The sequence below is a fragment of the Ktedonospora formicarum genome, assembly GCF_016587355.1.
Classification (GTDB): Bacteria; Chloroflexota; Ktedonobacteria; order Ktedonobacterales; family Ktedonobacteraceae; genus Ktedonobacter; species Ktedonobacter formicarum.
This window is the reverse complement of record NZ_BNJF01000001.1, coordinates 2,964,619-2,978,405: the sequence shown is the minus strand read 5'-3', so window position 1 is coordinate 2,978,405 and position 13,787 is coordinate 2,964,619. Positions and strand designations below refer to the sequence as shown.

The 13,787-nt window shown below is 52.4% G+C and carries 14 protein-coding genes; 8 read left to right on the top strand and 6 right to left on the bottom strand.

Going from position 1 to position 13,787, the window contains the following annotated elements; all coding sequences use genetic code 11:
* Window positions 1-270: 270 nt before the first annotated feature.
* A complete protein-coding gene (locus tag K3T82_RS12760) occupies window positions 271-1,086 on the top strand; it encodes a site-2 protease family protein (RefSeq protein WP_220193828.1) in 816 nt (271 codons plus the stop codon).
* A gap of 32 nt (window positions 1,087-1,118) precedes the next feature.
* On the opposite strand, the gene K3T82_RS12755 is transcribed toward K3T82_RS12760, so the two are convergent.
* Entirely contained in the window at window positions 1,119-1,688 is a 570-nt protein-coding gene (locus tag K3T82_RS12755; protein ID WP_220193827.1) for a GNAT family N-acetyltransferase, read from the bottom strand.
* Between the two features lie 11 nt (window positions 1,689-1,699).
* Window positions 1,700-1,978 (bottom strand): Lrp/AsnC family transcriptional regulator, encoded by a 279-nt coding sequence (locus K3T82_RS12750; RefSeq protein WP_220193826.1) that lies wholly within the window; start codon window positions 1,976-1,978, stop codon window positions 1,700-1,702.
* Window positions 1,979-2,226: 248 nt separating this feature from the next.
* Between K3T82_RS12750 and K3T82_RS12745 the strand changes: the two genes are divergently transcribed.
* Window positions 2,227-3,414, top strand: coding sequence for a carboxylate-amine ligase (locus tag K3T82_RS12745; RefSeq protein WP_220193825.1), 1,188 nt, complete (start codon window positions 2,227-2,229; stop codon window positions 3,412-3,414).
* Window positions 3,415-3,445: 31 nt separating this feature from the next.
* Here the strand turns inward: K3T82_RS12745 and K3T82_RS12740 are convergent, their stop codons facing one another.
* Window positions 3,446-3,937 carry a hypothetical protein gene (locus tag K3T82_RS12740; RefSeq protein ID WP_220193824.1) on the bottom strand — a complete coding sequence of 164 codons (492 nt, stop codon included), beginning with the start codon at window positions 3,935-3,937 and terminating at the stop codon, window positions 3,446-3,448.
* 337 nt (window positions 3,938-4,274) lie between these two features.
* On the opposite strand from K3T82_RS12740, the gene K3T82_RS12735 reads away from it, so the two are divergent.
* The 4 genes from K3T82_RS12735 to K3T82_RS12720 all read left to right on the top strand — a co-directional run bounded on the left by K3T82_RS12735 (window position 4,275) and on the right by K3T82_RS12720 (window position 8,853).
* A complete protein-coding gene (locus K3T82_RS12735) occupies window positions 4,275-4,958 on the top strand; it encodes a hypothetical protein (protein WP_220193823.1) in 684 nt (227 codons plus the stop codon).
* 227 nt (window positions 4,959-5,185) lie between these two features.
* Window positions 5,186-6,358: a CaiB/BaiF CoA transferase family protein gene (locus K3T82_RS12730; RefSeq protein WP_220193822.1), complete on the top strand. Its 1,173-nt coding sequence runs from the start codon at window positions 5,186-5,188 to the stop codon at window positions 6,356-6,358.
* Window positions 6,355-7,536 carry a M20 family metallopeptidase gene (locus tag K3T82_RS12725; protein WP_220193821.1) on the top strand — a complete coding sequence of 394 codons (1,182 nt, stop codon included), beginning with the start codon at window positions 6,355-6,357 and terminating at the stop codon, window positions 7,534-7,536. Before K3T82_RS12730 ends, K3T82_RS12725 begins: the two co-directional genes overlap by 4 nt.
* A gap of 111 nt (window positions 7,537-7,647) precedes the next feature.
* Window positions 7,648-8,853 (top strand): pyridoxal phosphate-dependent aminotransferase, encoded by a 1,206-nt coding sequence (locus K3T82_RS12720; RefSeq protein ID WP_220193820.1) that lies wholly within the window; start codon window positions 7,648-7,650, stop codon window positions 8,851-8,853.
* Window positions 8,854-8,888: 35 nt separating this feature from the next.
* On the opposite strand, the gene K3T82_RS12715 is transcribed toward K3T82_RS12720, so the two are convergent.
* Complete coding sequence (locus K3T82_RS12715) at window positions 8,889-9,740, bottom strand: class I SAM-dependent methyltransferase (protein ID WP_220193819.1); 852 nt, start codon at window positions 9,738-9,740, stop codon at window positions 8,889-8,891.
* A gap of 142 nt (window positions 9,741-9,882) precedes the next feature.
* Between K3T82_RS12715 and K3T82_RS12710 the strand changes: the two genes are divergently transcribed.
* Both K3T82_RS12710 and K3T82_RS12705 read left to right on the top strand, forming a co-directional pair.
* Complete coding sequence (locus tag K3T82_RS12710) at window positions 9,883-10,434, top strand: PadR family transcriptional regulator (RefSeq protein WP_220193818.1); 552 nt, start codon at window positions 9,883-9,885, stop codon at window positions 10,432-10,434.
* A gap of 85 nt (window positions 10,435-10,519) precedes the next feature.
* Window positions 10,520-11,398 (top strand): isoaspartyl peptidase/L-asparaginase family protein, encoded by an 879-nt coding sequence (locus K3T82_RS12705; protein ID WP_220193817.1) that lies wholly within the window; start codon window positions 10,520-10,522, stop codon window positions 11,396-11,398.
* Between the two features lie 82 nt (window positions 11,399-11,480).
* Here the strand turns inward: K3T82_RS12705 and K3T82_RS12700 are convergent, their stop codons facing one another.
* Complete coding sequence (locus K3T82_RS12700; RefSeq protein ID WP_220193816.1) at window positions 11,481-12,644, bottom strand: protein kinase domain-containing protein; 1,164 nt, start codon at window positions 12,642-12,644, stop codon at window positions 11,481-11,483.
* A 34-nt stretch (window positions 12,645-12,678) separates the two neighbouring features.
* Window positions 12,679-13,743: an ROK family protein gene (locus K3T82_RS12695; protein ID WP_220193815.1), complete on the bottom strand. Its 1,065-nt coding sequence runs from the start codon at window positions 13,741-13,743 to the stop codon at window positions 12,679-12,681.
* Window positions 13,744-13,787 lie beyond the last annotated feature (44 nt).

The following is a 13,787-nucleotide window of genomic DNA, read 5'->3' as shown; positions in this document are numbered from 1 at the left end:
TTATGTCAAAAGAGGCTCGCCAGATCTCGTCCTGGCGAGCCTCTTTGTGTCTGATATCTGAAGCGTGAAGGTACATTCTTTGCCGCTATGAGAAAATATGGGCTATAATCAAATCAGGTTTATAGGCAAGTCACCCAGACAACTTTAAGGTCCTATGCAAACCAGGGTAATTGCCCGCCATGCCTTCCTCAGAGGATCACAACGCCACTAGCGGAACGCACACAGCAGGCTAAGGTTTTCGGATAAGAAGTAAGTAAGAAACGGAGCACAGTGCAGAAACGACGACTTTCTCTTAAGGCACGCTTCTGGCTACAGCAGGCACTAGCGATCCTCTCATTGATAGTTAGTACTCTAGTGTTGGGAGTTATCTTCCGTTCCTGGCCTATTGCCATCGCCTTTATGCTTCTACTTCTGGTACATGAAATGGGACATCTGTTAGCCTTACGAGTGAAGAAGCTTCCCGCCCGCGGTCCTTACTTCATCCCGCTTATTGGGGCTTTCGTTACCATGCCACGCCTCCGTAAACCAGTGGATATCGCCTTTATTGCGCTGGCAGGGCCCTTTCTCGGCGGCCTGGGAGCGCTGATCTGCTATGCGATAGCCTGGTTCGCAAGCGCGCGAAGTTGTCCAGGCATGATCATCCCTGGCGCAGATATACTCGATCTACGCCTCTGCTTTCTCTTTGGCGAAGGACACTTCTGGCTGGTTCTGGCGAATATCGGCTTCTACCTCAACCTGCTCAATCTCCTCCCTATGCATCCACTCGATGGGGGGCGTGTCGCGCCACTCATCTCCAAATGGCTTTTTCTTCTTGGGATTCCACTCGGGATCTATCTTGTATTTGATACCTTCTCAGCCAGAACAAGGCTTGAGAGCGCCATCAGCCTCATCACCCTGGTTCTGGTCATTGCCAGTGTCATCATGACCATCATGAACCTGCGCAGGCCAAGTTACCGTATACTCCCGGCAAGCGGCAAGACAAAACTAACGATTAGCCTGGTATACCTTCTTATGGTAGGTGTGCTAGGTGCTGGCTGGTTCATGACCTACCATTTAATGAATGCCGTCAACGGATTCCCAAATTAAGTAGTGCATCCCCTCCATCTCAGTTGAGAGTCCTAATCAAGAATGGGGAAAGGAGGCTGTTCAAACGAGTCGCGCCACTCATCTTCCAGGACGCTATAGACCAGGGTATCCCACCAGCGCGATCTCATCCAACCATTCTGGCGTAGACAACCCTCGTAGCGCATACCAATCTTTTCGAGCACATGAGCCGAAGCGGTATTCTCGATGACACAGTGAGCATATATGCGATGCAGGCGAAGTTCCGTGAAACCAAACTCCAGCAAGGCATGTGCGGCCTCAGTAGCGTAGCCATGGCCCCAGTGAGAACTGGCAAGCTCATAGCCAATGTTCGCCTCCCAGGGATGGGCATGAGCAGAACGAATACCACAATTACCAATCAGCGTATGATTGTCTGATAATTCAATGGCGAATTGATAGCGATAGCGCGGTCGCTCTTCACGCCAATCGGTAAACATACGCACAAATTCAAGCACGTCTTCATCTGTACGATAGGTCCAGGGTGTATAACGCAGATAGAGAGGGTCGTTCTGATAAGCCTGTACAGCACGCCAATCCTCCTCTGCGAACTCACGCAGGCGAAGGCGAGCGGTCGATAGAAACATTACACGATCCTTTACTCAACACCGATATCCCATGCCTGCTGCAAATCAGTTCGCGAGAAGCATTTAAAAGCCATCAAGGTATGTGTCTTCTCAATTGAGGCTATTTGCTGCATATGAGCTGTTACCACTGTCGACAAATCGTCATATTGCTGCACACGTACCAGCGCGACCAGGTCATATTCGCCAGTCACGGAATAGACGTCAGAGATGCCTTCAATCTCCAGTAGGCGTTGAGCGGTCTCGTTGACCTGTCCACGCGCCACATTGATTAACACAATTGCGGAAAGCATTGATCTTGTCCTTTCTAAGGTCTTATGCGAAAACCAGCGTCGCTATCGCTGAGCACCCAGATTTTCAGGAGTCATCAGATGACCTGTGAGGATAGTCGTGATTACTCCTATGCGCTCTCAATTGTATTCACTCTACCATGCTACACATCTCGAGACAAGGTGGGTGAATCAGTGTTACAGCCACTGAACGTACTAATGATGATAACACCTATCAAGCGTCGATAGCTCATATGATAAGGAGAGTCAACATGCCTTCTACCGAAACGTTCTCGCTCGGGGTTGAAGAAGAATATCAGCTCATCGATCCAAGAACGTGGGATCTCTGCCCACTGGCGGAGGAGGTGATGCAGGAAGCTCAGAAGACGCTGGGCAAGGATGTACAATTGGAGATCCAGCTCTCGCAAATTGAGGTCGCGACTCCTGTATGTACCAGCCTGGCAGAGGTCAGAGCCAACCTGGCACGCCTGCGTAGTTCTGTCATAGCCGCTGCCACCCGGTTCGGCGCTGATATCGCTGCCAGCGGTACACATCCTTTCTCACAGTGGCACAAACAATCCTTTACACCCAAAGATCGTTATCTGGCACTTGAGCGAGACTTTCAGCAACTAGCACGCGAGCAGGCAATCTTCGGCTGTCATGTCCACGTTGGCATCAGTAATCGAGAGTTGGGTCTACAGATTATGAATCACGCGCGTACCTGGCTCGCTCCTCTCATCGCCTTAACCGCCAACTCTCCCTACTGGTGTGGGCGGGATACAGGTTATGCATGCTATCGCATCCCCCACTGGGGTCGCTGGCCCCAATCGGGTCTACCAGGCTATTTTAAAGATCTCGCAGAATATGATGGCCTGCTCAACTTGCTCACCCAAACACATAGTATTGACGATCCAACCAAGATTTATTGGGATATTCGCCTCTCCGAACGTTTCCCCACCATAGAAGTACGTGTCACAGACGTCTGTACGACACTCGATGAAGCTGTTATGGCTACAGGTCTTGTCCGGGCACTCATCCATACCTGTTACAATCTTGTAATGAATGGAAAACCAGCCGAGCCGATACGTGGGGAGTTATTGAGGGTAGCTCATTGGCGCGCCGCTCGCTACGGGCTGGGAGGGGATCTACTTGATGTTCATGCACAAGAGGCTACACCTGCACCTCACTTAATTGAGCGTTTTCTGACCTTCCTACGTCCCGCTTTGCAGGATGCAGGTGACTGGGATGAAGTGTCAGGGCTCGTCAATCAGACGCTTCGTGAAGGAAATGGAGCCATACGCCAACGGCGCGCTTTTCAGCAACGTCAGCGTCTGGAAGACGTGGTAGAGTATGTAAGGCGTGAGACCGCCAGAGGTGCCGATAGCGGAAGTATTGATCCATCGATCTATCGCTATCTTGAGCATCCTCCAGTGAGTGGAGCCGAAACAGGTCCTATGTGACGCATGGCTCACATCGATCAGATCAGTAGACCTACATCAAAGCAGAGGGCATCATCGTGCGCCAGGGGGTTGGAGGCGAAACGATGACAGCAGGCTCCCAACCAGGCTCGCCGAAGAGTAACGACTCGTTCCAGGTTTGGTTCTTATGGAAATAGTGATAACGAACCTGCCAGTGTCGCCCGATCTGCTTCTTCTCATGGCAAGCTGTCGCTATGTTGAGATGAAAGGCTAATAAACGTGCATAATATGGTTGCAGGTTGTATTCCATCTCGTCAGTATCCAACGAATGTTCGGTAAAGGATGATTGGAGATTGAAGCAGTAAGGATACTCTCTGACTTCAGGGTCACGTTCATCCTCTTCGGTACGCTGCACAAGCACAAACATACCTAGCGTCTCAAACTGACAATAAGGCGCGCCCACCAGGGATTGATTGGTGAATGGTGGCAGGTTGAGAAGCGCACGTATCTCCGTAGCAAGCTGCTGCAATGATTGGTGCGTTTTGATACAGATCTGCAATGACATAGAACGGCTCCTTAGCGATACGGAGATTTACGTATACGTTCCATGAAAATATGTATTCAACATCTTACGACTGATAAGGAGCGGTGTCAAGCAGAGAAAGAAGAGGATACAAGAGGATTAGTGGATGACTTTTGAGCAGTACCTCACCAATCGCAACAAGCAGTTGCGGCAAACTCCTGAGACTGCTATACTCAAACGACACGCGCGGTTTATGCCGTAGATAACGACTGGTTGTTACTCCCTATGCGAAAACCTGAGCTCGTTTGTTGCAACGAACATCAACACTGCTGGTTTTCGGTTAAGACCATAAGACCTTAGAACGTAAAGCGAGTTTGTAATGGGAAGCACACATAACAACAGGCAGGACAGTAAGAGCGTGCGCCCCAAAAGCCGTCGTCTGCCAGCTCCTCCAGAGATGAACGGCTCCTACCTGATCCACGGTGACCAGGAAACCTTAACTCACTGGTTACTCCACTATTGGCCCAAATTCAATTTGCCTATGCAGGAGCTTGACCATCTTGCCATTACTCAGGATCGTCAGGAATATATACATTGGATGGGCAAACGCATGCAGCATATGGTTATAGGGTGTTATTGTTACATAACGTTGGACCGGGGCAAGAGTAAGGAATACTGGCACATCATCTTCATTGAGCCGAATATGCTACCCAAGGCTACTGAGGTCACACTGGCACATGAGCTTATCCACATGGCTGATCGTGTCAAAGGTATTCCCCGCAAACATCACCACCATGGCTATGACTCCATCGCTGTCGACGAGGCTGCCCTCACAGGCAATAGCATGGAAGAGTTGCGCGCGCTGGTAGCCGAGGCAAGCAAGAACCGCGAGCAATCTCTGCGCAAGCGCAACCCTATTCGCTATATTTACGAATGCCCTGGCTGCGGCATGCAATACCCACGTACCCGGCGCTATAGCGCTCCTGTCTCATGCAGCCAATGTGATAAAAAGGATTACAACCCTCTCTATCGCCTCAGAATAAGCAACGCTGAGCCAGCATAGCCGCACACTACCAGGATCATTTAGCCCACTGCATGAGCTGGCTACTCGTCCAGCTTCATTTGTGGGAAGTTCCACGTATGTATACTAAGAAAGGATGCCTTGGTAAGATTGACAAGCCGGGCACCAGCCTGCTACGCTAAAGTTAGAGTGTAATGCTGGTGCCGATACAAATTGAGCGTTTACCTTCCCCTCTCCCCACATGGAGATACAGATAAGGAGCGAGAACGATGGACCTGCCTCTCAAAGCCATACGAGTCCTGGACCTGTCGCGCCTCCTTCCCGGGGCCTACGCCTCTCAGATGCTGGCAGACTTTGGAGCGGATGTCATTCGCGTGGAAGAGCCTGCAAGCGGAGATTACACCCGCACCGTTCCCCCTTATGGACCAGACAACATAAGCCTCTATTTCCTAGCCATCAATCGCAATAAGCGCAGCATCGCCCTGAATTTGAAATCTGAGCGGGGGCGAGCAATCTTCTTACGTCTGGTACAGGATGCAGACATCATACTGGAAAGCTTTCGCCCCGGAGTCATGGAGCGCCTTGGGTTAGGCTACGAGCGCCTCAAACAAGAGAAGAGAAACCTCATCTATTGCGCGATCACGGGCTATGGCCAAAATGGCCCCTATCAGCAGCGAGCTGGGCACGATCTCAACTATGCTGGCTATGCTGGACTGCTCCACTACCAGAGGGATAGTTCCGGTAAGCCCCTGATGCCTGCCACCCAGTTTGGTGATCTGGCTGGAGGAAGCTACATGGCAATTATGGGTATCCTCACGGCGCTGGTTGGGCGGGCAGCAAATGGAGAGGGTCGCTTTGTAGATGTCGCCATGAATGAGGGCGTCATGTCATTGATGCCACTGTTGATGGCTGCTTATTTGAATACGGGAAAGCTTCCTATACCAGGGCACTCCTCACTGGATGGCGGCTTACCCTGCTATAACATTTATGAAACCAAAGATGGTGAGCACATAACCCTCGCGGCTTTAGAGCCAAAATTCTGGCACACCTTCTGTACTCGCATTGGACATCTCGAATTGTTGCCTTTCCACTCGCCTGTTGGACGAGGAGAACGTGAGCAAGCCATGGAGGTGTTGAGCTCCATCTTCAAAACCAGAACACGCGACGAATGGCTAAGCGAGTTCAGTGATGTGGATGCTTGTGTTGGCCCCGTCTACACACCAGAGGAGGCACTACGCGATCCCCAAATCCAGGCTCGAAAGCTCATCCTTGATAATGATGGGTACAAGGCACTCACAAGCTTGCCCCATATCTTAGGCATAGAAGTTGAACAACGCTACTCGCCGCCAACCCTGGGCGAACATACTAACGTGATCCTGCGTGAAGCGGGTTATAGCGGTGAAGAGCTACAGCAGTTACGAGGAGAGGGAGTCATTGAATGAAACAGCACTCGCGTGAAGAGCAGGCTGAGCAGACACTTCCAGCACTATTACACGATCTGAAAACCATTGTGAATATCGACTCTGGCACATACAACAAAGCAGGGGTTGACCGAGTGGGAGCTTATCTGGCTCGTCGCTTCCACGATCTAGGCTTCAATACCACCTTCAATGAGCAAAAGGAATACGGTAATCACCTGATCGCCACGCGCAAGGGCGGCAACCCCTCGGGAGCACGTGTACTACTAATTGGACACATGGACACAGTCTTCCCAGATGGCGAGGCTGAGAAACGCCCTTTCTCGCACACCGTACAGGATGGTATGCAGATTGTCAAAGGGCCGGGCGTTCTGGACATGAAAGTGGGACTGCTCATGGGCATGTATAGCGTTGAGTTACTGCATCAGAACGATTGGAACGCCTATCAGAGCATTACCTTCTGTTTCAACAGTGACGAAGAGGTTGGCTCACCCGCCAGCAAAGAGCTTATCATACGCCTGGCGGAACAGTCCGACGCGGCAATTGTACTGGAACCAGGGCGGAAGCTAGAAACGGTTACATCATCACGCAAAAGTTCTGGGCTCTATCGCATCGAAGTTTGGGGGCGCTCGGCCCACGCAGGCGTCGAGCCGCACCTGGGACGAAACGCCATTGTCGAGCTAGCTCATCAGGTGCAAGCCATGCAGACGCTACATGAAAGCATACCGGGCGTCTCGCTAAACGTGACGATCATTCATGGCGGCGACCGCGCCAATGTCATACCAGACTACGCCTACTGTGAGATGGATGTACGCGCGACTAATATGGCGGGCGTACATGCCATTGAAGAGGCTATGCAGCACGTTAGTCGGGAACGTCTGATCCCAGAGACGGAAGTCAGGGTTAGCGGCTCCATGCTTAGCCTACCCTTTGAGCCCTCAGAGACCAATGCTCCTCTAATCCAGATGGTGAAAGAGGCCGGCGCGGAACTGGGCATTGAGGTTCGGGATCTTCCCAGCGGAGGTGCCTCGGATGCCAACAATACCTCGCCTGTTGGTGTACCAACCATTGATGGGCTTGGCGCGGGTGGTGGACTAGCCCACAATCCCGATGAATACGTTGAACTCGATTACCTACCCAAGCGCATTGCATTGCTCGCGGGACTGCTTGAACGAGTCTGCCAGCAAAATAACTCTAAATAGCTTTATTGATGAAAACCAGAGCGCGTCAGCGCTCATAGGATCCCTAATACGACCACCCAGGCAGCATTAGGGATTCTATAAAACCTAAGCACTAGAAACCAGGAACCAGTTATGAAACGTGGGACAGAAGCAACCTTTACCATACCAGAAAACGGCTTTGGTATCGTCAGCGCATACGCACGCCAGTTGGAGCTAGAAGCCCAGGCACGCGGGGAGCACCGACCAGCACCGAGGCCTCTACAAATGGGTGAACCAAATTTTCTCACACCAAAGCACATTCGCCAGGCAGCTATCGAGACGCTTGAGCAAGATATTATTCCCTACGGACCATCGTCAGGCTGGCACTGGCTCCGTGAACTACTCGCGGAGAAAATTGAGCGCGTCAATGGATATCATGTCGGCGCAGAGAATGTGGCCGTCAGTATGGGAGGCACCAACGCGCTCCAATCTATCTTCCATGCGATTGTGGGGCATGGCGACGAAGTGCTGGTCCCCGACCCATGCTGGCCGCTCTACTATAACCAGTTGCTAACCTGTGGCGCGACTGCCGTGCCTTATGTACTGGATGCCGCCAACGAATGGCTCCCCTCAATCGCGGATCTGGAGCGTCTTGTCACGCCACGCACACGCATCCTACTCATCAACACACCGGGCAATCCCACAGGGGCAGTCTTCCCACGCGCACTGATTGCCGACTTACTGGAATTCGCGCGACGGCATGACCTTTATCTACTCTCGGATGAATGCTATGATCAGATTGTCTTTGAGGGTGTGCATGTCAGCCCTGCGACAATGCTTAACGAGGAGGAAATGGAACAGGGACGCTTTATCGGAGTTTATACCTTCTCGAAAACCTATGCGATGACTGGCTGGCGCGTAGGCTATGCGGTCGCAGGCAAAGCTCTAATTAAGGATATCATCGGCGTACTAGCTGCCAATCATACCAATGTTAGTCTGATTGCTCAACGCGCGGCAGGAGCTGCACTTAAGGGACCTCAGGACTGCGTCAGCACCATGCGCGACGCATATCATCGGCGTCGGGATCTGGCGACAGACCTGCTCAAAGCTCACGATCGCTATATTTACACTCCACATGGGGCATTCTATGCCTTAATCGACGTCCGTGACAGAAGTGGGCACACCTCGCGTAAGGGAAGTCAGTTTTCGCTTGACCTGTTGCGTGAGTATAACGTAATGGTCACACCGGGCAGCAGTTTCGGGGCTACAACGGGTGACTTTGTCCGAATCTCGCTTGCGGCTTCTGATGAGGATGTTGCGCACGGTGTGCGAGCCATTTGCGAGTTCGCCGAGCGATAACATTGAAGGTGTGGGGAATCCCCCGCACCCCATCCCTACTTATATGCCAGAATGCCAAAGGCTTCGGGGCGACGCACCACGCGCTTGAAACCCGCCTCTTGTAAGCGCTTGAACGCGCCGCGTGCCACAGTGCCGCTCGACTTACTCTCCAAGTTGCCGATGTAATGGAAAAGGCGTCCACCCTTCTTGAGTACGCGGTAGAGTTCGCGGTAGAATGTCGCAGAGTAAAGTTGACCCGCGAGGCTGAAGACAGGAGGATCATGGACGATGCGATCAAAGCTATTCTCCGCGAAGGATGGTACGATCTCATAGGCATCACCCATCATCTGCTGAATCTTCGGATTATCAAAGAGCTCACGCGACCAGGGATTACGCCGCGCGATGTATTGTGCGCCCGGATCAAACTCAATCGTAGTGACATGCTCAGCAGTGTGAGCGGCGGTAATAGCCGTATACCCCAGGCCCGTGGTGGTATCTAGCACACGACCCACAACAGGCTTAAGGGTCTCCATCTTCTTGCGCGTATCTTGCATAGGATCAATATCCACAATACGGTGCATGGTAAAGCCAGCGATGAGCATGGTTGGTGCCCCACGGGTAGGCATCAGGCTACACATGCGGCTGGTATCCTCCGAGAAGTACTGGATAGCATGGATATCACCATCCTCAAGCTGAAAACAATTTATCTCTGATCTCGCGATCTTCTCAACTCGCGCCCAGTCCAGATGCTCCCCTATCGCGAAGGTCACCCCGCTATCAGATAGTTTGACTGTCTCATGCGAGATTCCCAGGTCTGGCGAAATTGTGGTCTCAGGCATACCACTCGCATGCGCCGCGAGCAATACTTCTGCCTGGGCAGAAGCCAGGATCACAGGTGTAGAAACCATATTTATTTACTCCCAACGAAAATCACCTGGCACTGTAGCATATTAGCCACCCCGGCGCAACACGGAGCCGCCCCCCAAAGCGAAGGCAAGTACATAGTCTATGTACTATAATGGCGGTGTATTCTTTGTCGGAGGAAGTTACATGCAGATAAGTGAGCCAGCGGAGTATGCGCTCCTGGGACTGCTTCAAAAAGAGCCAATGCATGGCTATGAAATGTTCCAGCAGTTCGAGCGAGCAACGCTAGGCGAGATTGTCCATCTTGAGATGAGTCAGATGTATGCTTTTCTCAAGAAGCTTGAACGCCTGGAGTATATCGAAGCGGAAATTGAGGCGCGGGGAACACGCCCTCCACGCAAGGTCTATCATTTGAAGGCTCAGGGGAGAGAGGTCTTTCGCGACTGGCTCCTGGAACCAGTGGAGAAGCCACGCGATATTCGCATTCTCTTCCTAATCAAGCTCTACTTTCTCCAGCGCCATATGCCTGAGCAAGCCGCACCTTTAGTACGCCGCCAGGAAGAGGCATGTCAGCGCTTTCTCCTGAACCTGGAACAGCGCCAGCAAGAGAGTGCGCAAACAGAAGAAGGCGAACGCTTCCTTGAACATGTCGTCCTACGCAGCCGTATCTACCAGACTCGCGCCTTGCTTGCCTGGCTCCAAGAGCTCTCTACAGAGATGTCTCCTCATATCCCTTGACCCCGCGAGCCACCACAGAGAGGTGGTGGTACCTGAATCATAATCAGAGACACTATCTTAAACAGACACTAGAGAGGCAAACGTTATGACACTAGCAATCGCTATTCATGGAGGGGCAGGTAAGATCGGGAAAGAACGGATAGGCATTGGCATGGAGGGATGCCAGGAGGCGGCGGAGATTGGCAAGCAAATCCTGAAGCAGGGAGGCACTGCGGTGGAAGCCGTAGAGGCTGCTGTCAGGGCCATGGAAGATAACGCAAACTTCAACGCCGGGACCGGATCATGTCTGACTTCAGAGGGCAATATCGAGATGGACGCAGGCATGATGGAGGGACACACCCTCCAGGTGGGAGCTATCGCAGGTATCGAACTGGTCAAGAATCCTATTACGCTGGCACGCCATGTTCTTCGGAGTCGACACGTTCTACTGATCGGACAAGGCGCGCGCCAGTTCGCGGAAAAGGAAGGCTTCGAGTTTTGTCGCCTGGAAGATTTGCTTACTGAACGCCAACGCACCAACTGGCAACGTGCGCAGGCACTTACAGCGCATACTACTGAAGCGGAAGATGTAACGGATGAGAAGAAGCATGGCACGGTTGGCGCGGTAGCTATCGATGGCTATGGACATCTGGCAGCAGCCACCTCAACTGGCGGCATTATCAACAAGCATCCAGGACGTGTGGGTGATTCACCGCTCGTTGGCTGTGGCTTCTATGCCGATAAGAACGCAGCTATCTCCTGCACAGGCTATGGTGAAGACTTTACACGCCTGCTGATCGCGAAGCGCGTTGCGGACGCAGTGGGCCAGGGCAAAACAGCCCAGGAGGCCGCAGACGAGGTTATAGCCTTCCTGGGAACCCAAACAGAAGAGACTGGGGGGCTCATCGTCGCAGATAGGCACGGTAACACCGGATATGCCTGGAATAGCGAGAATATGATGTACGCCGCTCTTCAAAATCAATAACATCTTATTTGCCACGCGAGTGGGCAGAGGAGGTCAGGCAATATTTCAATGCCATCCTCTCCCACTCACATCAAACAAGATCTCAATGCAAGAACATCTGTGCCAGGAAATACCCAATTACGAAAAAGAGGGCAAAGAGCAGCAAGCCTGCGACAATCAGTACGGGCATATTCACACGCCTGGGGGCCGACTGAGCCATTGGAGTGTAACCATATGCCTGATCGGGGAAAGATGGGTTCACTAGCTGCGGGTCTGATGATGTTGCTTCAGCTACACGTCCCGGAGCATCGGAGACTGCCAGTCCAGCATCCGGACGATAATGAGAGAGTAAGCCAGATTGGGCGCGCTCCTGAGAGACCATGACCGATGCCGCGCTCAACTTCCCAGTCCCACCCGTGGGTAGCATCTGATGCGGCTTCATCACATCCTCTGACTTGAAAGAGGTAACAGGCTCGTAGGGCTCCAGGGCGTCAGCAATAGCCTTCAGTTCAGCATAAAGTGCGTCGGGTGTTTCAAAGCGCTGTGGATGTTGACGAATGAGAGCACGAGCCACAATATCACAGAGTTCAGGAGGCACATTGCGATGAAAACGCAGGCGACCGTCGGAGGGTGGCTCCACTGACGTTGCCCCCTGGGGGCGACCCGAGAGTAACTGATAGAGCAGAATACCAATGGAGCGAGTATCGTCAGCGAGGCGTAACTCACTCATCTGGCCCCAGGGCGTCTCGCTATCGGCAAGCGCAACTCCATCGCCTCCCACAACACTCCAGCCATTGAAATAGGTAAGATCAGAGGGAAGAGCGAAGTTGCTGACACGAATAGCGCCACGCCGATCACGCAAAATAGAGGATGGAGTCAAATCACCATGACAGACTTTGCGTGAAGACGTATTAGCATACATGAGGGCCTGACAGATCTGTCGGCCCATATCGGCAATCTGGTAGATTGTAGGTTGCGAGAGAAGCAGAGCGGCAAAGTCCTCGCCCTCCACATGTTCCTGGACAATATAGAGGCCGTCGCTTTCAGGAATGACATCATAGACCCCAATGATATTTGGATGGGAAAATTGGGATGTCAATCGAAGAGCGGCGCGATACGTGGAGACCTGCTCGGCAGGAACAACCTTGATCGCAACAATACGCTGCAAGACCTGGTCGAATCCCTGATAGACAACACAGACCTGGCCCTGCTTCACCAGATGTTGAAGCAGGTAGCGCCTTTGTATGACTCGACCTGTTTCTACCATAAGCCCCTCAAGATTCTGCATTATTCCCTATATGTCATAGATCCTGGAGAGCCAGAGTGACAGCGCCCATCAGGTTAGCGTCAACACCCAGGCTTCCCTGCACGACACGCAACTCACGTCGAGCCTCAGGCAGGCATAGCTTCTGGATCTGCTGTTCCAGTGGTTGAACGAGGAGATCGCCCGCTTGGGCAACCGACCCTCCCAGGATAATCATACTAGGATTGATTACATGAACAATATTCGCAAGCGCAATACCCAGATAGGTATGCACGTCGTTCACGATATGTCGCGCAACCTGATTCCCCTCTGCGGCCAGGTGAAAGACCTGAGCGGGAGTGAGGCGTTCTATGTGCCCATCCGTCATGCGCTCCATAATAGAACGAGCTTGAGCGTCTTCCGCCGAATGCTCAATCATAGCGCCAGTAATAGCACGCGCGGACGCGATAGCTTCAAGGTGACCATAGCCACCACAAGAACATCTGGGGCCGCCCTCCTTGACCAATATATGGCCTATCTCGCCAGCCACAGAAGTCACGCCATGATAGACTTTCCCATTGATGACCATCCCCCCACCAATACCGCGCCCCAGACCAACATAAAGCACTACACGCTCACGGACGCCGCTTCCTCTATGATATTCCGCCAGAGCTGCGGCATTCGCATTATTATCGATAATGCAAGGAGCATCTAGGCGTTCCGTGAAATAGTCCTGAAGTGGATAGTTATCCCATCCCTGAGCATGGTAGAGGGTGCGTACAAGACCTTGGGAAGCATCAACCAGACCTCCAACAGCAACTCCCACTCGCAGAATACGCCCATCTACAAGTCGCTCAGGCGAAGTCACCTCAGCGATCATCGCGTCGATCTGCTGCAAAACAGTCGTACTATCAGGAACAACCTCAAGGGGCCGGCTCACTCGCAGCAAGATCTCGCCATCCAGATTCGCTAGCGCAACAGATTGGCGCAAGCCGCTACTGCTGATCTCGATCCCTACAACGTGACCATGAGTGGCAAGAAGCTTCTCTGTAATCCTTTGAGGATTTACCTGTCCTGTCACCAGGGCTCCTGTCGATACATTGGAAGAGTGCTGTCTAGACATGGCCGTTCTCCCTTTCACGCTATCCTAACTGCTTAGACACGCCC